The organism is Polymorphobacter fuscus, from assembly GCF_011927825.1.
In the GTDB taxonomy this organism is placed as follows: Bacteria; Pseudomonadota; Alphaproteobacteria; order Sphingomonadales; family Sphingomonadaceae; genus Sandarakinorhabdus; species Sandarakinorhabdus fusca.
Map to the genome: position 1 here is coordinate 1015745 of NZ_JAATJI010000001.1, position 21645 is coordinate 1037389.

General features: G+C 68.5%; 14 protein-coding genes and 1 tRNA gene. 6 read left to right on the forward strand and 9 right to left on the reverse strand.

Annotated features, from left to right (window positions below):
• Positions 1–20: 20 nt before the first annotated feature.
• Entirely contained in the window at positions 21–1811 is a 1791-nt protein-coding gene (locus tag GGQ62_RS04860; RefSeq protein WP_243445953.1) for a CHASE3 domain-containing protein, read from the reverse strand.
• Positions 1812–2014: 203 nt separating this feature from the next.
• On the opposite strand from GGQ62_RS04860, the gene GGQ62_RS04865 reads away from it, so the two are divergent.
• The 5 genes from GGQ62_RS04865 (at position 2015) to GGQ62_RS04885 (ending at position 13497) form a co-directional block, all read left to right on the forward strand.
• Positions 2015–4105 (forward strand): BamA/TamA family outer membrane protein, encoded by a 2091-nt coding sequence (locus GGQ62_RS04865; RefSeq protein WP_152576234.1) that lies wholly within the window; start codon positions 2015–2017, stop codon positions 4103–4105.
• The gene (locus GGQ62_RS04870; RefSeq protein ID WP_207791808.1) at positions 4102–8256 is read left to right on the forward strand and encodes a translocation/assembly module TamB domain-containing protein; all 4155 of its coding nucleotides are present in this window, start codon (positions 4102–4104) and stop codon (positions 8254–8256) included. The genes GGQ62_RS04865 and GGQ62_RS04870 overlap by 4 nt, the downstream gene beginning before the upstream one ends.
• The gene (locus GGQ62_RS04875) at positions 8256–9227 is read left to right on the forward strand and encodes a YihY/virulence factor BrkB family protein (protein WP_152576233.1); all 972 of its coding nucleotides are present in this window, start codon (positions 8256–8258) and stop codon (positions 9225–9227) included. The genes GGQ62_RS04870 and GGQ62_RS04875 overlap by 1 nt, the downstream gene beginning before the upstream one ends.
• A gap of 73 nt (positions 9228–9300) precedes the next feature.
• Positions 9301–10509 (forward strand): cytochrome P450, encoded by a 1209-nt coding sequence (locus GGQ62_RS04880; RefSeq protein WP_152576232.1) that lies wholly within the window; start codon positions 9301–9303, stop codon positions 10507–10509.
• A 24-nt stretch (positions 10510–10533) separates the two neighbouring features.
• Positions 10534–13497, forward strand: a complete 2964-nt coding sequence (locus GGQ62_RS04885; RefSeq protein ID WP_152576231.1) for a Dyp-type peroxidase — start codon at positions 10534–10536, stop codon at positions 13495–13497.
• Between the two features lie 56 nt (positions 13498–13553).
• Here GGQ62_RS04885 and GGQ62_RS04890 read toward each other — a convergent pair whose 3' ends face one another.
• The 5 genes from GGQ62_RS04890 to GGQ62_RS04910 all read right to left on the reverse strand — a co-directional run bounded on the left by GGQ62_RS04890 (position 13554) and on the right by GGQ62_RS04910 (position 18089).
• A complete protein-coding gene (locus GGQ62_RS04890; RefSeq protein ID WP_152576230.1) occupies positions 13554–14615 on the reverse strand; it encodes an SDR family oxidoreductase in 1062 nt (353 codons plus the stop codon).
• Between the two features lie 84 nt (positions 14616–14699).
• Positions 14700–15047 carry a UBP-type zinc finger domain-containing protein gene (locus GGQ62_RS04895; protein ID WP_152576229.1) on the reverse strand — a complete coding sequence of 116 codons (348 nt, stop codon included), beginning with the start codon at positions 15045–15047 and terminating at the stop codon, positions 14700–14702.
• A 21-nt stretch (positions 15048–15068) separates the two neighbouring features.
• Entirely contained in the window at positions 15069–16790 is a 1722-nt protein-coding gene (gene poxB, locus GGQ62_RS04900) for a ubiquinone-dependent pyruvate dehydrogenase (RefSeq protein WP_152576228.1), read from the reverse strand.
• 36 nt (positions 16791–16826) lie between these two features.
• The gene (locus tag GGQ62_RS04905) at positions 16827–17360 is read right to left on the reverse strand and encodes a helix-turn-helix domain-containing protein (RefSeq protein ID WP_152576227.1); all 534 of its coding nucleotides are present in this window, start codon (positions 17358–17360) and stop codon (positions 16827–16829) included.
• A gap of 96 nt (positions 17361–17456) precedes the next feature.
• Positions 17457–18089, reverse strand: coding sequence for a response regulator transcription factor (locus tag GGQ62_RS04910; RefSeq protein ID WP_152576226.1), 633 nt, complete (start codon positions 18087–18089; stop codon positions 17457–17459).
• 144 nt (positions 18090–18233) lie between these two features.
• Here GGQ62_RS04910 and GGQ62_RS04915 point away from each other — a divergent pair, with 144 nt between their 5' ends.
• Complete coding sequence (locus tag GGQ62_RS04915; RefSeq protein WP_152576225.1) at positions 18234–18614, forward strand: response regulator transcription factor; 381 nt, start codon at positions 18234–18236, stop codon at positions 18612–18614.
• Between the two features lie 285 nt (positions 18615–18899).
• Here the strand turns inward: GGQ62_RS04915 and leuC are convergent, their stop codons facing one another.
• The 3 genes from leuC to GGQ62_RS04930 form a co-directional block, all read right to left on the reverse strand.
• The gene (gene leuC, locus GGQ62_RS04920) at positions 18900–20330 is read right to left on the reverse strand and encodes a 3-isopropylmalate dehydratase large subunit (protein WP_152576224.1); all 1431 of its coding nucleotides are present in this window, start codon (positions 20328–20330) and stop codon (positions 18900–18902) included.
• 63 nt (positions 20331–20393) lie between these two features.
• A tRNA-Gln gene (locus tag GGQ62_RS04925) sits at positions 20394–20468 on the reverse strand.
• 74 nt (positions 20469–20542) lie between these two features.
• Positions 20543–21571 carry a glycosyltransferase family 4 protein gene (locus GGQ62_RS04930; protein ID WP_152576223.1) on the reverse strand — a complete coding sequence of 343 codons (1029 nt, stop codon included), beginning with the start codon at positions 21569–21571 and terminating at the stop codon, positions 20543–20545.
• Positions 21572–21645: the final 74 nt, after the last annotated feature.

The window sequence follows — 21645 nt, forward strand, 5'->3', positions numbered from 1 at the left end:
GGTGCCGCGCCCGACGGCGATCACGCCACCGGTTGGTCGAGCACGTCCCTGACCTTGTCTGCCAATTGGTCGAGCGTAAACGGTTTGGCGAGGAAGTTGGTTCCTGGGTCGACCATGCCGTTGTGGACGATGGCGTTGCGGGTATAGCCGGTGGTGAACAACACCCGCAGCCCCGGCCGCTGCGCCAGTGCGATGTCGGCGAGTTGCCGCCCGGTCATGCCCGGCATGACGATATCGGTGAACAACAGCGTGATCGCCGGCGCCGCGGCCAGATGCGCCAGCGCCGCTTCGGGGGATGCGGCTTCGATGACGGTATAGCCGCACGATTCCAATGCCTCGACCGAGACGCGGCGGACCTCGGCCTCGTCTTCCACGACCAGGATCACGTCGCCGGGCGATGCCACGCTGGCGGCGCGCTCGACCGGCGGTGCGGTAACGACAGCGGCGCCGCTGTGCCGCGGGAAATACATCTTGATCGTCGTGCCATGGCCCGGCTCCGAATAGATCTTCACATGCCCGCCCGATTGCTTGACGAAGCCGAAGACCTGGCTCAGCCCCAGGCCGGTGCCCTGGCCGACGCCCTTGGTGGTGTAAAAGGGCTCGAACGCCCGATCGATCACATCGGTGGACATGCCCGTGCCGGTGTCGGACACGGCGATCAGCACATATTGCCCGGCGGTGACTTCGGCATGCGACCGGGCATAGCGGTCGTCGAGGTCGCAATTGTGCGTTTCGATCGTCAGCTTGCCGCCGTCGGGCATGGCGTCGCGCGCATTCACGCCGATGTTGACGATGGCATTTTCGATCTGCCCCGGGTCGGCGAACACCTTCCACAGCCCGCCGGCGAGAACGGTCTCGATGGCGATGCTTTCACCGATGGCGCGCTGCAACAGTTCCGACATGCCGCCGACCAGCTTGTTGGCATCGACGACCGCGGGCTCCAGCGGCTGCTGCCGCGAAAAGGCCAGCAACCGCGCCGTCAGCGCCGCCGCCCGCGATGCCCCCGCCATGGCATTGTCGATGCCACGCGCCACCGCAGGCGCCTCCTGTCCGGTCAGCCGCCGCCGCGCCAGATCGAGCGAGCCGATGACAATCGTCAGCATATTGTTGAAATCATGGGCGATACCGCCGGTCAGCTGGCCGATAGCCTGAACCTTCAGCAACTGCCGGACCTGGCCTTCGGCGGATGCGCGCTCGGCGATTTCGGCATTGAGCCGGTCGTTGGCGGCGCGCAGGTCGCGCAGCCGCGCCTGCGCGTCCCGCAACGACAGGATCGCCAGCAGCACGATCAGCGCCGCCGCTCCGACCAGCACCGCCTGCGCCATGGCGCCGGTGATCCAGACCTGCGCGGCGCGGTCGTCGTACAGGCGTCGCTCGACAAGCCGCATCGCCTCGGCAGCGGTGCGGACCTTCTGCATTGATACCAGCCCGGCATCCTGGTTCATGATCGCCAGCGCCGCTGCCATGTCGCCCTGGCGGCGGAGCGCGACCGTGCGCGCCAGCTCGGTCAGCTTCCGGTCGATCGCCGCGTCGAGCGCTGCGACATTGCGCTGCTGGGTGCGGTTGTCGGCCGTTTCCGACGCCAGCGAGCGCAGTGCGGGCGGCAGTTCCCGCAGCGCTGTATCGTAGGAATCGAGATAGGACGCGCGCCCGGTGATCAGATAGCCGCGCTGCCCCGATTCCGCATCGGCGACCAGCGACTGGACGCGGTTGACCAGGCTTTCGACGGCGATCGTGTGCCGCATCCACGATGCCGCGATATCCTGCTGCGATTTCAGCGCGATCGCCGCCACTGCCGCAACCAGCAACAATGCAAAGCCGATTATGGAAATTGCGAGGGATCGAAACCGGCGTCCCTCCAATTTCGCCTCAAAGCCCGCCAAGCACCGTCACCCTAACCATTTGATATGGGCCTACCCGTATCGGAACGGCGCTGTGGCGGCAACGCCCACGCCGTAACAACAATTATTCCATCACGGGAACCGCACTGACGGCGGGGGGTTTCGATCCGAACATGCCGAATGACCTGAAAAAGCCGGCGCCTTTCGCCCAGGCGCGCCGCACGCCGAAGATATTGGCGCTGTTCGGAGTCGCAACGCTGACGACTGCCGCGGCGGCGCAGCCTGTTTCGACGCCGCCGGTCCCGGCTCCGAACGACACCATGCCGGCCGCCACACCGGTGCTGCCGCCCGATCTGTCCGCCGAACTGCCGCCGCTCGAACCGATCGTCGCGACCCCGCCCGAGGCAGCGCCGGCGCCTCTGGTCCCGGCCGCCGAACTGGCAGCGCCGCTGGCAGGGTTGGGAAGCGTGACACCGCCACCTGCGATGCCGGCCAGCAGCGATCCCGAACTGCCGCCGATCCGGTACCGGCTGACGATCGAGGGCCTTGACGCCGTCGATCTCGAAGACCGGTTCCGCGACCTGTCGGCGCTGCTCGACGGCGGTCGCAAGGCCGGCAATGCCGCGCAGGTGTCGGCCCGCGCCGATGCCGATGTCCAGCTTGCCGAAAACCTGCTGCGCTCCGAAGGCTATTATGACGCGGCGGCGAGCGCGGTCGTCGGCCCGCTTCCCGATGCCGACGGCCAGCTGCTGGTCGCCATCACCGCCACCCCGGGCACCCGCTACAGCCTCGGCACCGTGACCCTGACCAGCAGCACCGACACGCCGCTGGCCGCCGAACCTCTTGCCATCGCCCGCGAGGCGCTGGCGCTTTCCACCGGCGATCCGATCGTTGCCGCCGCGATCGAAGTTGCCGAAGCCAATGTGGCGCTGCGGCTGCCCGAACAGGGCTATCCCTTCGTCGTCGTCGGCCAGCGCGACATCCTCCTCGACGACGTCACCTTCACCGGCGATTACAGCCTGCCGCTCACCGCCGGCCGCAAGGCGCGGTTCGGCGGCTTCCGTCTCGCCGGTGATCCGGTGTTCGATGCCAAGCACATCGGCATCCTGCCGCGCTTCAAGGCCGGCGAGATCTATGACAGCCGCCGCGTCGACGATCTGCGCCAGGTGCTGATCGCCACCAGTCTGTTGTCCACCGTCGCGGTCGAGCCGGTCGGCACCGGCGTCATCGATGCCGACGGGGTTGAGACCGTCGACCTGCTGGTCCGCCAGACGCGCGGCCCGGCGCGCAACCTTGCCGCCAACGCCGGCTATGGCACCGGCGAGGGCGTACGGGTCAGCGCCAGCTGGACGCATCGCAACCTGTTCCCGCCCGAAGGCGCCCTGTCCGCGGCGGTCGTGGCCGGCACCAACGAACAGAGCCTGCGCGGGCAGTTCATCCGCTCCAATGCCGGCCAGCGTGACCGTGCCTTCCAGGCCGGCGCGTCGGTGGCGCGCCAGCGCTTCGACGCCTTCAACGCAGAAACCATCAACCTCAACGCCAGCCTGGCCCGGGTCAGCACGCCGATCTGGCAAAAACGCTGGACCTGGTCGCTTGGCGGGGAACTGATCGCGTCGCGCGAAACGGCCTTCGACCCGGCGTTGGCGGCAGAGGACCGCGGCACTTATCTCATCGCCGCCTTGCCGACCCAGCTCGGCTATGACCGTTCCGACAGCCTGCTCGACCCGACCCGCGGCTTCCGCCTGGTCGCTCGTGCCAGCCCGGAAGCGCAAAAGCGCACCGGCGGATCGTTCGACGCCTATGGCCGCTTCCTGTTCGAAGCCAGCGCCTATTATCCGGTGATGTCGTCGCTGGTCATCGCCGGCCGCGCCCGGCTCGGGTCGATCGTCGGCGCGCCGCGCGACGAGATCGCACCCTCGCGCCGGCTTTATGCCGGCGGCGGCGGTTCCGTGCGCGGCTTCGGCTTTCAGCAGCTGGGGCCGCGCGGCGCCGACAACCAGCCGCTCGGCGGCCGCTCGCTGACCGAATTCGCCATCGAGGCGCGCTATCGCTTCGGCGATTTCGGCGTTGTGCCGTTCATCGACGCCGGCCGGCTGGGCGACGCCTCCACCCCGTCGCTGTCGGGCATGCGCTATGGCGTCGGCATCGGCGGGCGCTATTATACCAACTTCGGGCCGATGCGCGTCGACATCGCCACGCCGATCAACCGCCGCCCCGGCGAATCGCGCGTTGCCCTTTATATTTCGATCGGACAGGCGTTTTGACGGCGAAGCGGGTTCTGCTCTGGGTCGGCGGCGCCATCACCGGCCTCATCGCGCTGCTCGTCATCGCCGTGCTGGCGCTCGACACCGGACCCGGCAAGCGCCTGCTGCTTGGCCAGCTCGCCGGCTTCACCACCGCCAGCGGGCTGAATTATCGCGCCGGCGCCATCGACGGGTCGATCTACGGCCGCATGACCATCCGCAATCTTGAAATCCGCGATCTCGACGGTGTGCTGGTCACGGCGCCCTCCGTACTCGTCGACTGGCGCCCTTCGGCCCTGTTCGACGGCGGGCGCATCGCCCTTGCCGAAGCCAGCGCCGATACGGTCCGGCTGCTGCGCCGCCCCAACCTCAACCCGTCGGACCCCAATGATCCGCTGCTGCCCGACCTCGATATCGATATCGACCGGCTGCGCATCGATCATTTCCGCATCGACCCCGCCGTCACCGGACGCCGCCACGATGTCGGCCTGACCGGCGCCGTCAGCATTGCCGATGGCCGCGCCACCGTGACGATTGACGCCAATGCCCGCCAGGCCGCCGGGATCGCCGGCGGCGACACGCTAGTGCTGCGCCTCGACGCGGTGCCCGCCGACAACCGCCTGCAGCTCGACGCGCGCCTTGCGGCCCCTGTCGCCGGCCTTGTCGATGGCTTCACCAATCTCGGTCGGCCGCTCGCCGCGCGCATTTCGGGTGAGGGCAGCTGGGCGAGCTGGCGCGGCACGCTGGCCGCGACCAGCGGCACCGCCCCGCTCGCCGATGTGGCACTGACCGCCGCCGACGGGACGTTCACCGCCAAGGGCCGCGCCAGCCCCGGCACGCTGCTTGCCGGCCCGGCCCAGTCGCTGCTGCGCCAGCTCGACCTGGATATCACCGCTCGCCTCGCCGACCGGCGGGTCGATGCCGTCGCCGCCATCGCCGCCGATGCCTTCACCATCGCCGCCAAGGGCCTTGTCGACCTGGGCGCCAGCCGCTTTGAAAATTTCCGTGTCGATGCCCGGCTGCTGCGCCCTGCCGCCATCGCGCCCGACCTGCGCGGTGACAATGTCCGCATCGCCGCCACCGTCGATGGCGCCTTTGCGACGCCCACGCTGGCCTATGACATCGCCGCCGACTCGCTGTCGTTCGACGCGACCACCGTCGAAGGCCTGACTGCCAGCGGCCGCGCCACCGTCGATGCCGACCGCATTCGCGTTCCGGTGTCCGCCCGGGCGCGCCGCGTCACCGGCCTCAACGCCGCGGCCGGCGGCTTGCTCACCAACCTCGCCATCGACGGCGATCTGGCCTGGGCCAATGGCCAGCTATTGTCCGATAACCTTCGCCTGCGGTCGGATCGGATCGATGCCACGGCCATCATCATCGCCGATGTCGCCAAGGGCAATTACGCCGGCACGCTGAAGGGCCGCGTCAACGATTATCGGGTCGAAGGGCTGGGCCGCGTCGATCTGGTCACCGATGCGCGGCTGGTCACGGCCCCCGGCGGCGGGTTCGGCCTGACCGGCACCGCCCGCATCACCACGCGCACCATCGACAATGCGTCGCTGCGCGAACAATTGGGCGGCAACGCCATCGTCACCGCCGGCTTCGGCTATGATCCTGCCGGCGCCGCGACGCTGCGCAACCTGCGGCTGACTGCGCCGCTGCTGCGCATCACCGATGGCAGCGGCAGCTACCGCACCGATACCGGCGCCATCGCACTGTCGGCACGTGCCGTATCGACCACCTACGGCCCCGCCACCATCACCGCCTCCGGCACCCTCGATCGCCCGGTCGCGCGGCTGCGCGCCGACCGGCCGGGCCTGGGCATCGATGTCCGCAATCTCGTTGCCGACCTGACCACCACTGCCGCCGGTTATCGCGTCATTGCCAGCGGCGCCTCCGCCTATGGGCCGTTGTCGGGCGATGTCGTCATCCGCACCGGGCCGCGGTTGACCATCGACATCGCCCGCGCCCGCGCCGCGGGCATCGATGCCCGCGGCCGCGTCACCCAGACCGCGGCCGGGCCGTTCGCCGGCGCCATCGCGCTCAGCGGGTCCGGCATCAACGGCAATGTCCGGTTGGCCGCCGCCGGCGCCAACCAGCGCGCCGATATCGATGTCCGCGCCCAGTCGGCGCGCATTCCCGGCGACGTGCCGATCACCATCGGCAGCGGCAGCGCCCGCGCCGCAGTCATCCTGTTCCCCGGCGCGCCGTCGATCACCGGCAGTGCCGACCTTGCCGATGTCCGGTCGGGCACGCTGCTGGTCAAGCGCGCGCGCAGCAATTTCGATTATCGCGGCGGCAATGGCACCGTCGGCCTTGTCGCCAATGGCAGCAGTTCGGCGCCGTTCAATATCGCAGCCCAAGCGCGGCTGACCCCGCAGCGCGTCGTCGCCAATGCCACCGGCGCCTTCAGCGGCATCGATTTCCGCCTCGCCGCCCCCGCCGTCGCCACCCGCAGCGCCGGCGAATGGCTGCTGGCGCCGGCCACCATCGTCTTTCCGCAGGGCCGCGCCCGCATCGGCGGGCGTTACGGCAAGGCCACCACGGTCAACGCCGTGCTCGACAGTGTCGATCTCGCCATCGTCAACGCCTTTGTTCCCGGCCTCGGCCTCGGCGGCAAGGCGTCGGGCACCGTCGATGCCACGCTGGCCGCGGTGCCGGTTGTCGATGCCCGCATCGATGTCGCCGGCTTCACCCGCACCGCCGCCTATACGATTTCCGCCCCCGTCGACATCGCCACCACCGCACAATTGTCGGACGCCGGTGGCAGCGTTGCGGCCGCCATCCGCCGCGGCGGCACCACCATCGGCCGGCTGCAGGCGCGGGTCGCGCCGCTGCCCGCCGGCGCCGGCCTTGCCGCGCGCCTCCAGGCGGCGCCGCTGTCGGGGGGCATCCGCTACGCCGGCCCGGCCGAAGTGCTGTGGGCGCTGACGGGAATTGCCGGGCAGGAACTGTCCGGGCCCATTGCCATCGCGGCCGATTTCGGTGGCCGGGTCGACCAGCCGCGGTTGAACGGCACGATCCGCGCCAGCGCCTTGCGGTACACCAACCAGGCCTATGGCACCGTCATCCGCGACATCGCGCTGACCGGCAATTTCACCCAGTCGCAGTTGCAGATCGCTTCGCTGACCGGCCGGGCAGGCGATGGCACGATCAGCGCCAACGGCACGCTCGGCCTCGATGCCGCCAGCGGCTTCCCCGCCAGCGTCAACGTCCGCTTCGACCGGGCCCAGCTGGCGCGCAGCGACGCGCTTGGCGCCCAGGCAACCGGGGAACTTGCCATCACCAACGGCCGCAATGGAGCGCTGATCACCGGTACGGTCACCATTCCCGAAGCGCGCTACGAGATCATCCGCCAGGGTGATTCCGCCGTGCCGCAGCTGACCGGGGTGCGCCGCAAGAATGCGCCGGTGGTGAAGGCCGCGGCGGCGCAAGCCCCGGCATTCGGCCTGGCCAGCGTCCGTCTCGACATTCGCGTGCGGGCCGACAACCGCATCTTCGTGTCCGGCATGGGGCTGGAGGCCGAATGGGAAACCGACATGCGCATCACCGGCACCGCCGCTGCCCCGCGCATCGTCGGCCGGCTCGAAATCGTTCGCGGCACCTACAGCTTCGCCGGCCGCCGCTTCGACCTGGCGCAGACCGGTGCGATCGTCTTCGACGGCGGCCCCTTCACCAATCCGGAACTGTCGCTGGCAGCAGAAACCACGGTCGAGGGCGTGACCGCCACCATCAACATCGGCGGCCGCGCCCAAAGCCCGCAGATCAGCTTCACCTCGACCCCGACGCTGCCGCAGGATGAAGTGCTGTCGCGCCTGTTGTTCGGGGAATCGGTCACCAACATCTCGCCCATCCAGGCGGTGCAGCTGGCGTCGGCGCTCAACTCGCTGCGCGGCTCGGGCGGCGGTCTCAACCCGCTCGGCAAGCTGCGCTCGGTGACCGGCATCGACCGGCTGCGCGTGCTGGGGGAAGACAAGACCACCGGGCGCGGCACCGCGGTCTCCGCCGGGCAATATATCGGCAACAACATCTATGTCGAAGTCATCACCGACGCGCGCGGCTTCACCGCCACCCAACTCGAAATCGCCCTCAGCCGCAGCCTTTCGATCCTCAGCGCGACCGGGTCGTTCGGTGGATCGAACGTCACCCTGCGCTATTCGCGGGACTATTGATGGCCGATCTGCCGACTTCCGACGCGACCGCCCAATCCCCGGCGGATTATTCCCTGGCGGCGTGGAAGGCGATCCTGCGCCGTGTCTGGAACGGCAATTCGGAACATAATCTCAGCCTGATGGCGGCCGGGGTTGCCTTTTACGCCTTTCTGTCCTTCGTGCCGCTGCTCGGCGCGCTGGTCATGAGCTATGGCCTTGTCGCCGACCCGGCGACCGTGTCGAAGCACATGAAGACCATTATCGATCTGGTCCCCGCCGACGCCGCCCGGCTGATCTACGAACAGCTGATCAACCTCACCACCACCGCCGCCAGCCGCAAGGGGCTGGGCCTGCTCATCGCGCTGGCCGTCTCCATCTACGGTGCCACCCGCGCATCGGGCGCGATCATCGCCGCGCTCAACGTCATCTATGGCGAACGCGACCGGCGCGGCATCATCCGCGGCACGGCGATCTCGGCACTGCTCATCATCGGCGCCATCGCCACCGGCATCGTCGGCGTCCTCGCCGCGACGATGATGGGCTATGCCCAGGACCTGCTCCGCAATTTCGGTGACGCCGGTCGGATGCTCGTCCAGCTTCTCACCTGGGCGATCGCCGGCGGGCTGTGCTGCCTGGCCATCGGTGCCATGTACCGTTTCGCTCCCGATCGTTCCGATGCCCGGTGGCGCTGGTTGAGCGTCGGCTCGGTCACCGCCACCGTCCTGTGGCTGGCGGCGACGCTGGGCTTCGGTTTCTATGCCTCGCGCTTTGCCGATTACAACGCCACCTATGGCTCGCTCGCTGCCGTCGTCGTGCTGCTGATGTGGCTGTATGTGTCGGCCTATGCCATCCTCATCGGCGGGCTGATCAATGCCGAAACCGAGCGCCAGACGGCAGTCGACAGCACCACCGGGCGGCCCCGCCCAATGGGCCGGCGCGGCGCCGTGGTCGCCGACATGAGCGCCGCGGTGGACAGCACGAAACCGACCTAGTTAACAAAGTCCGCCCCCGGGGCTTTGCCCTGCGCACCGATTGGGTTAACGTCATGTGGCTGGGGGGCAGCCGATGACGACTCCGCAAGACATTTTGCGTGCCCGGCCCGGCCCCGTCGGACAATGGTTGATGGATCGCGGCATGGCGCTGCTGCCCGCCGTGTTCGGGGTGCTGCGCGATCGCCGGCCGGTGTTCCGGGTCGGCAACACCTATCTCGTCACCCGCCATGACGATGTGCGCGCCGTCTTCGCCGCCGACGGTGCCTTTGCAGCGCCCTATCGCGACAAGCTCGACGTCATCATGGGCGGCGCGCCGTTCATCCTCGGCATGGGGGATGGCGACGACTATCGCGCCGGCCTCGCCGCGCTGCGCAGCGTCGTGCGGCGTGCCGACCTGCCGATGCTCGCCGCGCGGGTGGAGGCGCTGGCGACGGCGGCGGTGGCGGCGGCACCGGGCCGGATCGATGTTGTCACGCTGGTGCGCGGCATCGCCTTCGACATGATCGCCGAATATCTCGGCGTCACCCCGCCGGCCGGTGCCAACCTCCATATCTGGGGCACGCGATTGTTCGAATATCAGTTCGTCGCCGACGATGCCGCGCTGCGGGCCGAAGTGGCGCGCATCGCCCCGGCCATCCGCGACCATGTCCAGCGCGAGATCGACCGCTGCCGCAAGGCGCCCGACGGCCGCGACGATGTCATCGCCCGCAGCCTCGCCGCCCAGGCGGCCGGTATACCCGGCTTCAGCGACACGGCGATCCGCACCAATGTTGTCGGGCTGCTGGTCGGTGGCCCGCCGCAGCCGCCGATGGTGGTGCCGCAGGGCATGGAACAGCTGCTGCGCCGGCCGCCGGCACTGGCCGCGGCCCAGGCAGCCGCGCGCGCCGATGACGATGCGGCGCTCGCCGCCTGCCTCACGGAGGCGATGCGTTTTGACCCGCTCGCGCCCTGGCTGCCCCGCACTGCCGTCGCGGCGCGGACCATCGGCGGCCGCACTATCCCCGCCGGCGCCAGGCTGCTGGTCAGCATCGCATCGGCCATGCGCGACGATCGCCGCGTTCCCGAACCGCACCGCTTCGACCCCAGGCGCAGCCCCGACCAGTATCTCCACTTCGGCTTCGGCGTGCACCAGTGTTTCGGCCTGTGGATCAACCAGGCGACACTGCACCTGATGCTCAAGCCGCTGCTCAAACGGCCCAATCTGCGCCGCGCCACCGGTGCCGAAGGGCGGCTGCGCAAACATGGCGCCTTTGCCAGTTCACTGGTGGTTGCATTCGACTGAAACCGGATCCGGGGGGTTCACCATATGACGCATGCGATGCTGACCATAGCCGCCCGGATCCCGGTCGACCGCGTCGACGCCGCGCGCGCATTGCTCGATGGGCTCGGCAACCCGGCCGGCCCGATCGGCGCACTGATCGCCGGCGGCGATGGCGAGGCGTTCGTGCACTTCGCCAGCCTGCACGCCCTTCCGTCGCATTTGCCCGACCACGCCTTCATCGTCGGCGAACTGTCCGCCGATGGCGACGCCGACACCGTGCTCGAAACGCTCGCTGCTCGCGCCGGGCCGATGCTGCTGCCGGTGTTCCGGATCGCCGACCCCGAACTTGCCCTCGCCGGGCTGGCGGGCTTTCTCAAAGGCCATGTTGTCCCCATCGGCCATGGCCTGTTCGACCGGCCGGGCCTTGCCTTTTCGGGCGTCCCCGGCCTCACCGTCACCCGCATCCAGCAGGAAGACGCGCTTGCCGAAAAAGTTGCCGGCCTGCTCGCGCATCCCGACGATTTCGTCTCGGCACTGGCCAGTCTCGATCACGTCAAGCGGGCCCTTGCCGCCGACCCCGAATGGCGCTGGGCGCTGGAAGCGCCGCCGCCGCCCCCCGCCGCGCCGGCAAAGGAACCGGGCCTTGTCGGCAAGATCGTCGCGCTCGCGCCCTCGCTGGTCACGACCTTCCTGTGGCCGCTGCTGCTCGTCGCCGCGCTGGTGTCGCTGTGGATCGCCTGGCCCGCCGTGCCCTGGTCGCTGACCGTCGCCATCCGCTTTGTGCTGCTCACGGCGGCGCTGGTGCTGCTGATGACGCTGGTGGTGGTCGGGCTTGCCTATACCGAATTCCGCCGCGGCGAGGACCGTGACTGGACCTCCGAAGCCGCGCCGACGCTCGATCAGGCACAGCGCATGTTCGCGCACGAAAACGCCCCCGGCTATGCCCATAACCACATGATGTCGCACACGGTCCGCAAGCCGGGGGCGCTGCGCTTTGTCACCATCCGCCTCGCCTTCTGGGCGATTGCCCGGCTGACGGCGCTCAACCCCCGTCCGGGCCATCTCGGCGACATCGGCACCATCCATTTCGCCCGCTGGGTCACGCTTCCCGGCACCCGCGACACGATCTTCTTTTCCAATTTCGGCGGCAGCTGGGAAAGCTATCTCGAAGATTTCATCACCCGCGCGAACGAAGGGCTGACCGGCGTCTGGTCGAACACCATCGGCTTCCCGCGCACCCGCAACCTGTTCATGGATGGCGCCACCGACGGCGAACGTTTCAAGCGCTTCGCCCGGCAAAGCATGGCCTATACGCCCTTCTGGTACAGCGCCTATCCGACGCTGACGACCGCCAATATCCGCACCAATGCCCTCATCCGGCGCGGCCTGCAGGCGCGCACCGAATCCGAGGCGACGGAATGGCTGTCGCTGTTCGGATCGAGCCCGCGCCCGGCCGCCAAGCTCGACACCACCCAGATCCAGAGCATCGTCTTCGGCGGGCTGGGCTTCAAGCCAGAAGGCCGGCTGCTCACCCTGCGCTTCGGCGCCGATGTCGCCGCCAATGTCGCGGCGCTCGGCGCGCTGCTGCCGCACCTCAGCTTCAACGACGGCCGCTATATCGAGGCGGAGGCGGTGATCACCCTGGCGCTGGCACCGACCGGCCTCGAAAAGCTCGGGCTGCCGGCCGAAGCGATGGACAGCTTCCCCGCCGCCTTCCGCCTCGGCATGTGTGGCATCGGCCGCGACCGCATCCTGCTCGATGACCCGACCTGCGCCGAATGGTGGTGGGACAAAAACGCCGTCGATGCAGCGCTGCTGGTCTATGGCGACACCATCGATGCCGTCGCCCGGTTGTGCAGCTGGATCGATACGCAGGTCGCCGCCGCCGGCGCGGTCGTCGACCGGATCGACCTGTCCGCGGTGGGCGACAAGCTGACCGACCGCAAGGAGCCCTTCGGCTTTGTCGACGGCGTCTCGCAACCGGCGATCCGCGGCACCTATCGCGGCCTGCGCAATGCCGACCCCATCCACCTCGTCGAACCGGGGGAGATCATCCTCGGCTACCCCGACAACCGCGGCAGCATCCCGCCCGGGCCCCTGCTCGATGCCCGCTTCGACCCCGACATGATGCTGCCGATCGCCGGGGCGAGCCATGGCTTTGCCGACGCCATCAAGTCGAACCCGCGCATGATCGGCTTCAACGGCAGCTACCTCGTCATCCGCCAGCTCGAACAGGATGCCGACGGCTTCTGGGACTATTGCCGGCGCCAGGCCGAAACCTTCGCGTCGCGCTTTCCGGCACCCGCCATCTGCGACGCCGAATTCATCGCCGCCAAGATGATGGGGCGCTGGACCGACGGCAGTTCGCTGGTGCGCAATCCCTATATGTCGGCGACCCGACTCAAGCAGCTCTATGGCTCGGACAGCGCGGCGGCGACGATGCGCGAGTCGGCAAAGCCCGAAAATGCCGAGGCAGCACCTGTCCAGCCGGGAGACCGCGTCGGCACGGCAACGTCGAAGATGCGTCCACCGCAACCCGACAATGATTTCCTGTTCGGCACCGAGGACCCGCAGGGGCTGCGCTGCCCCTATGGCTCGCACGTCCGGCGCGCCAACCCGCGCGACAGCCTCAGCCCCGGATCGATGGAGCAGGTCGATATCACCAACCGCCACCGCATCCTGCGCATCGGCCGCGGCTTTGCCGCAAACGGCGACCGCAAGTCCGGGCTGATGTTCATGTGCCTCAACGGCGATATCGAACGCCAGTTCGAATTCATCCAGCAGACCTGGATGGGCAGCACCAAATTCCACGGCCTCGACGCCGAAACCGATCCCATCGCCGTCACCGGCCTGCCCGGCACCAACGGCTTCACCGTGCCGGTCCGCACCGGCCCGGTGGCGCTTGCGCCGATGCCGCGCTTCATCACGTTGCGCGGCGGCGGCTATTTCTTCGTCCCCGGCCGCCAGCTGATCCGCTACCTCGCGTCGGGCAGCGTGCTGACGCTTTGAGGCTAGCAACGCCGAATCGAAGAGCTCGCTCATGAGCGAGATTGTTTGGACAGCGATCAGGGAATCAACCGGTCCGCCCGCAGCGTCTCGAACAGCGCATAAAATGCATCATCCGTCGGTTGATACGCCGTGAAACCCAGCCGCCGGCTCTTGCCCATGTCGGTCACCACCTCGATCGGCCGGCCCAGATCGGCGTCGGTATGCCAGGGCGAAGCCAGCCGCGTCAGCTCGGGCTCGGCCAGCCCGTGCCGCGCCGCAATCTCCCGCCACAGCCCGGCATCATCGGCCATCTGCGTCTCGAGCGGCCGCACGACGCCGTCGAATTCCTCCGCCTTCACCCCGAACCAGTCCGCAATACGTCCCCACATCCAGCTCCAGCGGAAGACGTCGCCGTTGACGACGTTGAAGGCCTGGTCGCGCGCCGCCGGTGTCGTCGTCGCCCACAGCATGTGGCGGGCCAGCAGCCGCGCGTCGGTCATGTCGGTCAGCCCGTGCCACTGCACCGCCGAGCCGGGAAAGCGGAACGGCCGCCCGGTTTCCCGGCACAGCACCGCATAGGCCGCCAGCGTCGTCCCCATGTTCATGGCATTGCCGACCGCCTTGCCGATGATCGTGTGCGGGCGGTGAACGCTCCAGCCGAAGCCGTCGCGCGCGGCCGCTTCGAACACTTCGTCTTCCTGGGCGTAGTAGAAATTCTCCACGTCGAGCCGCGCCTGTTCCTCGCGGAACGGCGTTTGCGGCAGGACGCCCTGGCCATAGGCCTCGAACGGCCCGAGATAATGTTTGAGGCCGGTGACCAGCGCCACATGCCGCACGCTGCCAGCCGGCCGCAGCGCATCGAGCAAATTGCGCACCATGGCGCCGTTGACGCGGATATTCTCGGCTTCGCTCGCCTGCCGCGACCAGGTGGCGATGAACACCGCGTCCGGCGCCACCCCGGCCAGCGCCGCCGCCAGCCCCGCCGGATCCTGCAGGTCGGCCGCCACCGGCGTCACCCCCGGCTGCGGCAGCGGCCGGCGCGCCAGGCCATGCACGGCCCAACCTTCCGTCGCCAACAGCTGCGCCGTGGCGCTGCCGACGATCCCGCTGGTGCCGACGACGAGTGCGGTTCCGGCCATTGCAAAGTCCTTCATCAATTCGTCGTCGTACGGCGCGATGGCACGCGCGCCTAATCTTAACCGCGACCCTGCGACAATGCGGTGCTAGCGCGCCTCGAGCTGCGCCATCCAGTCGGCCGGAACGGCGCCCGCCGGTCCCGGCGTCGGTTGCGACCGCGGGTGACTGGTCGGCGGCGCCAGCGCTACGCCGCGCACTTCGGCGTCGAGCGCATAGTTCCAGAACCAGTCCTCGCCCGGCTCGAACGACTGCATCACGGCGTGGCCGGTGGCGTGAAAATGCGCCGTCGCGTGACGGCCCAGCGACTGGTCGCAGCAGCCGACATGGCCGCAGGCGGCGCAGCGGCGCAGGTGGAACCACCAGTTGCCGTTCGCCGTGCATTCGACACATCCGGGGCCCGAAGGCGGCGCCGCCGGGTTGATATCCCTGGTCATCGCATCCCTCCCATGCCCGTTTCAGCGCAAATTGGTGCGCGCCAGTTCCAGGATCTCGTCGCCGCGGCCGTTGAGGATCGCCTTGATCATGTAGAGGCTGAAGCCCTTGACCTGCCTGGCCTCGATCGACGGCGGCAGCGTCAGTTCCTGCGGCGCCGTCTTCACCGCCACCAGCGCCGGGCCATCATGGGCGAAGGCCCGGGTCAACGCCGCCGCGATCTCGGCCGATTCGGTGACGTTGATGCCCAGCACCCCCGCCGCTTGCGCGATCATCGCGAAATCGGGGTTGGCCAGCTTCACATTGTCGTCGAGGAAGCCTCCGGCCTTTTGTTCCAGCGCGACAAAGCCCAGTTCGCCATTGTCGAAAATGACGATCTTGACCGGCAGCTTCAACTGCCCGAGCGACAGCAGGTCACCCATCGACATGGCGAAGCCGCCGTCCCCCGAAAGCGCGATGACCTGCCGGCCGGGATGCGCCGCCTGCGCCCCGATCGCCTGCGCCATGGCATTGGCCATCGACCCGTGGTTGCCCGAAAACAGCAGCCGGCGGCGGCCGTTGACGGCAAGATAGCGCGCCGCCCACACGGTCGGCGTCCCGACATCGGCGGAAATGATCGCGTCGTCGCTGGCGAGTTCGCTGACCAGCTGTGCCAGATATTGCGGATGGATCGGCCGCCCCGGCGCCGACGGCCGCGCCAGATCGTCGAGCCCCTTTCGCGCCTCGCGGTAATGCGCGACCGCCTTGTCGAGAAAACCCCGGTCGTCGCGGCGCTCCAGCCGCGGCAGCAGCGCCGCGATGGTTTCCCCGACATCGCCGACGATGCCGAGTTCGAGCGGCGCGCGCTTGCCGAGCTGCGACGGGTCGCGGTCGACCTGCACGACCCTGGCATTGGCGGGGTAGAAATCACGATAGGGAAAGTCGCTGCCCAGCATCAGCAGCAGGTCGCAATTCTCCATCGCCTGGTAACCCGACGAAAATCCGATGAAACCGGTCATGCCGACGTCGAAGGGATTGTCCCATTCCAGATACTCCTTGCCGCGCAGGGCATGGACGATCGGCGCCCCCAGCCGGTCGGCGAGCGCCACCACCGCATCATGCTGGCCGGCACAGCCGCTGCCGCACAGCAGGGTCACGGCATCGGCCTGCGCCAGCAACCCCGCCAGCCGGTCGATGTCGTCGGCGCAGGGCACCAGCCGCGGGGCATTCAGCGCCGGAAAGGCCCCGGTTGCTGCCTTGGGCGCCGGCAGCAGCGCGACATCGCCCGGCACCACGATCACCGCCACGCCGCGCTTGCCGATCGCGGCGCGCATCGCCCGGTGCAGCACTTCGGGCATCTGCGCCGGGTTGGTGACCAGTTCGACGAAATGGCTGCACTCGCGGAACAATTCCTGAGGATGCGTCTCCTGGAAATAGCCCAGCCCGATTTCCGACGACGGAATGTGCGCGGCGATCGCCAGCACCGGCACATGGTTGCGATGGCAGTCGAACAGCCCGTTGATGAGATGGAGATTGCCCGGCCCACAGCTGCCGGCGCACACCGCCAGTTCGCCCGTCAGCGCCGCTTCGGCACCGGCGGCAAAGGCCGCGACCTCCTCGTGCCGGGTCATCATCCAGTCGATCCGCCCCAGCGTGCGCAGCGACTCATTCAGCCCGTTGAGGCTGTCCCCCGTCACCCCCCAGATCCGCCGCACGCCGGCGTTGGCCAGGGTCAGGGCGATGATGTCGGCGATGTTGCTGGCCATGGGGCGGATCCTTCGTTGGCGTGGCTGTCGTGGCGATCAGGCCGGCTGCTGCCACGTCCGCCGCCACGACAGGGGCGCTGTCCCGACATGGCGGCGGAACAGGCGGGACAGGTGCGCCTGGTCGGCCAGCCCCGCAGCGCCGGCGATGGTAGCCAGACTCCAGTCCGTCGTCAGCATCAGCGACTGGACATGGCGGATGCGACGGCGCGTGACATATCCATGCGGCGTATCCCCGGTGCTCGCCTTGAACGCCCGGCACAGATGCCCGGGGCTCACCCGGACCAGCGCCGCCAGTTCGGCGACGCTGATCGCGCGCTTCAGATTGGCGGCGACATGGCGGTCGATCGACCGCAGCTGCCACGGCGCCAGCCCGCCGCTGCGGCACTGCGGCACCGGCGCCGGCGCGGCCACCGTCGCCAGCAGTTCCGACAGCCGCGCCAGGCAATCGCGCACCGCATCGATATCGTCATCCAGCGCCGCGGCGGCGCCGGCCACCAGGCTGGCGGGATGGGCACTGCGCATATCGAACGCGACGGCGCGGCTGGCCATGGTGATCTCCGGAGGCGACATGGCCGTGATGATAGGCAAGGTCGCGCATGGCTCCATTGAACAGCGGTTGAGACCGGCTATTGCTTGGGTCGCGTGCCGCCATACCGAAGGATAGGCTCAGGCAGGCGTCGCCAGCCCCTCGCGCACCAGTGCTTCCCAGCACCGCACCAGGTCGGCCAGCGACCGTGTCCCCATCTTGCGCATGACGCTCGAGCGATGCAGCTTGACGGTGATTTCCTGGATGCCGAGTTCGCCGGCGACCTGCTTGTTCATCAACCCCGAACAGACCAGCGCGATCACCTGCCGCTCCCGCGCCGTCAGCCGTTCGTACCGTGCCTGCAGGTCCTGCGACCCCGCCTCGGTTTCGCGCCGGGCGCGGTCGCGTGCCAGCGCCGCGCCGACCGCATCGAGCATGTCCTGGTCACGGAACGGCTTGGCGAGGAAATCGACGGCGCCGGCCTTCATCGCCTGCACCGTCATCGGAATGTCGCCATGCCCGGTCATGAACACGATCGGCACATGGTCGCCGCGCGCCTGCAGGATCGCCTGGAACTCCAGCCCGCCGATCTGCGGCATGCGGATATCGACGACCATGCAGCCGGCACCCGCGGGCCATCCCGATTGCAGGATCGCCTGCGCTGAACCATGGACCACGGTGCGCATGCCGACCGAGCGGAACAGGCTGTCGAGCGACCGCGTGACCATCTCGTCATCGTCGATGATGACCACCAGCGGCGTGTCGTCAGTCATCCCGGTAGGTCCGCATTGTCATTCCGCTCCCGTTTCGGGGCCTACAAAGCACAGGCCCAAACCATAGGATAGGTGCCACGCGCACGGCGATGACCTAAAAGCCCATGGCGCGACATCCTTCGACGCACCACCGGATTCCTGTGCATGACACCCGACCTGGCCATAGCGATCGTCGATGACGATGCCCTTGTCCGGGCCGGGATGAGCAGCCTGATCCGTTCGCTCGACCTGTCGGCCACGACCTTCGCCTCGGCAGAGGATTTTCTTGCCGGCAACACCCATGGCTTCAGTTGCGTCATCTCCGACGTGCAGATGCCGGGCATGTCGGGGCTCGACCTGCAGCGGGCGCTGCAGGTCCGCGACGCAGGCCTGCCGATCATCCTGATGACGGCATTCCCCGAAGCGCGGGTGCGGCTGCAAGCGCTCGACCAGGGTGCCGCCGGCTTCATCGAAAAACCCTGCGATCCCGACGCGCTGATCGTCACGCTCGAAGCCGCGCTCGCCAGCGGCCGCCGGGCGCGCTGACAAACACCCGGCCGGCCGCGGCAATGGTCGGAACCTTCAAGCCGCCGCACCCTGCGACAATCGCCGCGCCGCGATTCATGGTCATGTCGCGTCGACGCCGGCGTCTCCGTCGCCCCCCACCGATCGCCGGCGTCACCCACTGCCAGGCCGCACCGCACGCCATGCGGCGCCATGACCGGCATGACGAACGCGGTGCCGATCGCCATGGCGCCGAAACGCGTGAACCGGACGCATGCTTGCCACACGCCGGTCGCTCGACCGCGGCAGCTTTGCGCCGCGACCGGCCTAGCCCATAAGTTCGCGCACGTCGGTCAGCCGGCCGGTCACCGCCGCCGCGGCCGCCATGGCCGGGGACAGCAGATGGGTGCGCGCACCGACACCCTGCCGGCCGACGAAATTACGGTTCGAGGTGGAGGCGCAGCGTTCCCCCGCCGGCACCTGATCGGGGTTCATCCCCAGGCACATCGAACAGCCGGGTTCGCGCCAGTCGAACCCAGCCTCGATGAAGATGCGATCGAGCCCTTCGGCCTCGGCCTGGCGCTTGACGAGGCCGGACCCCGGCACCACCAGCGCCTGACGGATGCCGGCGGCGACGCGCCGGCCCTTCGCCACCGCCGCGGCCACGCGCAGATCCTCGATACGGCTGTTGGTGCAGCTGCCGATGAAGACATTTTCCACCGGCAACCCTGCCATCGGCGTGCCCGCCGCCAGCCCCATGTACTCGAGGCTCTTCGCCGCGGCGGTGCGCTTGCCTTCGTCGGCAAAGCTGTCGGGGGCGGGCACGCGGTCACCGATCGCTACCACATCCTCGGGGCTTGTCCCCCAGGTCACCAGCGGTGAGATACTGGCGCCGTCGATCACGACAGTCGCGTCATAGGTGGCGCCGGGGTCGGTCGGCAGCGTCCGCCACCAGGCCAGTGCAGCGTCGAGCGCCGCGCCCTTCGGCGCCCGCGGCCGCCCGGCAACATAGGCAAAGGTCTTGTCGTCCGGCGCGACCAGCCCGGCGCGCGCGCCGGCCTCGATCGCCATGTTGCAAACCGTCATCCGGCCTTCCATGCTCATGTCGCGGATGACATCGCCGGTATATTCGATGACATAACCCGTGCCGCCGCCGGTGCCGAGCCGGGCGATGACCGCCATCGCCACATCCTTGGGAGAGATCGAGAACCCCAGGCGGCCGGTGATCCGCACCTCCATCGCCTTCGACTGGCGCAGCAGCAACGTCTGGGTGGCAAAGACATGTTCGACTTCGGACGTGCCGATGCCGAAGGCCAGCGCGCCAAAGGCACCATGGGTCGCGGTATGGCTGTCACCGCACACCAGCGTCACGCCGGGCAGGGTAAAGCCCTGTTCGGGCCCGATGACATGGACGATGCCCTGTTCAGGCGCATCGATGGCAAACATCTCGACCCCGAAGTCGCGGCAATTGGCAGTGAGCGCGTCGAGCTGCGCCTTCGACATCGGATCGAGGATCGGCAACCGGCGGCCCTCGAAGACCCGGGCCGTCGTCGGCACATTGTGGTCGGGCACGGCAAGCGTCAGATCGGGCCGCCGCAGACGGCGCCCGGCCAGCCGAAGCGATTCAAATGCCTGCGGCGTCGTCACTTCGTGGATAAGATGACGATCGATGAAGATCAGCGCCGTCCCGTCGTCCAACCGACGAACGACATGATCATCCCAGATCTTGGCGTAAAGCGTGCGCGGCGTATCGATCATCCCCGCCTGTTGCCCCCAAAACCACGCGCCTTCAAGCGCCGGGTGCCGGGACACATCCACGTCTGGCTGGGGCGGCAGGATTCGAACCTGCGAATGCCGGTACCAAAAACCGGTGCCTTACCACTTGGCGACGCCCCATCGCTGCGACTGCGACCTAGGTCAGCAGCGCTTGCTCGGCAACCCGAAAACCATCGCTGCGACGCCGACAGCCGTCACTCTGCCGGTCGGCCGGCGGGCACGAAGCGCGTCAATGCCATCACCACCGCATAGGCAATGAAGCTGACGACCAGCCAGCCAAAGGCAGTGCCGGGCCATAGCAGCGCCGCCAGATTGGGAAGCGCCACCAGGCCCAGATAGATGACAAGGCCGCGCGGCCAGCCGATGCGCGCGTAGAGGTGATGATGGAAATGGTCGCGGTCGGCGTGAAAGGGGGACCTCCCCCCGGCGATCCGCACCGCCATCAGCCGGATCGTGTCGAAAACCGGAATGGCGAACAACAGCGCCACGTCATCGGCGCGCATCGCCGTCCCTTCGTCATTATAGACGTAGATCGCGAGCAGCCCGAACAGCGCCGACAGGGCGTAGCTGCCGCCATCGCCGAGGAACAATCTGCGGCGCAGGTTGAAGACCAGCAAGACCAGCAGCGCCGCGCCCGTCGCCAGCAGCACCGGCAGCAGCAACAGGGCGCCATGGGCGGCATGGACGGTCAGCACGGCCGTCCAGACGAGGCCGCAACCGACGACGATACCGTCCTTGCCATCCGCCATATTGACCGCATTGAGCAGGCCGACGAGGCACAACAAGGTGAACGCCAATCCGACATAACCACCCAGTACCATGCGATCGGCATCGGCAAAGCGCAGCGCCAGCACCTGGAAGTCGGTCGCCGATGCCACCACCACGCCCAGCGCCAGCAACGCCAGCACCAACCGGATCACCGGCGGCAGATGCACGCGGTCATCGGCCACGCCGATCGCGAACATCGCCGCCACCGCCGCCGCCAGCCACGCCAGCTGCGGGTCACCATAATGGGCAAGGGCCAGCAGCGACCCCACGACCGCGGCTGCCGCGACAGCAATACCGCCGACGAGCGGCGTCGCCCGGGCATGAATCTTGCGGCCGCCATCGGGATGGTCGAGAAGGCGCAAGGCCCTGCCGATCCGCATCGCATTGGCACCGACCAGCGTCGCAATCCCCAAACCGAGAAACGCAGCGATCGCGAAAAGCAACAGTGTCGACATCCGCGCAGTCTTCTCCGGTCACCGGCTTTCTACGAACCCCTCTAGTCTCGATGGCCATTGGCGCGCAAGAGTGT

What these genes read in the sequence shown, in the direction of transcription:
- GGQ62_RS04890 (WP_152576230.1), bottom strand. Translation starts at nt 14,615, where the DNA reads ATGGCCGGAACCGCACTCGTCGTCGGCACCAGCGGGATCGTCGGCAGC.
- GGQ62_RS04915 (WP_152576225.1), top strand. Translation starts at nt 18,234, where the DNA reads ATGACACCCGACCTGGCCATAGCGATCGTCGATGACGATGCCCTTGTC.
- GGQ62_RS04910 (WP_152576226.1), bottom strand. Translation starts at nt 18,089, where the DNA reads ATGACTGACGACACGCCGCTGGTGGTCATCATCGACGATGACGAGATG.
- GGQ62_RS04895 (WP_152576229.1), bottom strand. Translation starts at nt 15,047, where the DNA reads ATGACCAGGGATATCAACCCGGCGGCGCCGCCTTCGGGCCCCGGATGT.
- GGQ62_RS04880 (WP_152576232.1), top strand. Translation starts at nt 9,301, where the DNA reads ATGACGACTCCGCAAGACATTTTGCGTGCCCGGCCCGGCCCCGTCGGA.
- leuC (WP_152576224.1), bottom strand. Translation starts at nt 20,330, where the DNA reads ATGATCGATACGCCGCGCACGCTTTACGCCAAGATCTGGGATGATCAT.
- GGQ62_RS04905 (WP_152576227.1), bottom strand. Translation starts at nt 17,360, where the DNA reads ATGTCGCCTCCGGAGATCACCATGGCCAGCCGCGCCGTCGCGTTCGAT.
- GGQ62_RS04875 (WP_152576233.1), top strand. Translation starts at nt 8,256, where the DNA reads ATGGCCGATCTGCCGACTTCCGACGCGACCGCCCAATCCCCGGCGGAT.
- GGQ62_RS04865 (WP_152576234.1), top strand. Translation starts at nt 2,015, where the DNA reads ATGCCGAATGACCTGAAAAAGCCGGCGCCTTTCGCCCAGGCGCGCCGC.
- GGQ62_RS04885 (WP_152576231.1), top strand. Translation starts at nt 10,534, where the DNA reads ATGACGCATGCGATGCTGACCATAGCCGCCCGGATCCCGGTCGACCGC.
- poxB (WP_152576228.1), bottom strand. Translation starts at nt 16,790, where the DNA reads ATGGCCAGCAACATCGCCGACATCATCGCCCTGACCCTGGCCAACGCC.
- GGQ62_RS04930 (WP_152576223.1), bottom strand. Translation starts at nt 21,571, where the DNA reads ATGTCGACACTGTTGCTTTTCGCGATCGCTGCGTTTCTCGGTTTGGGG.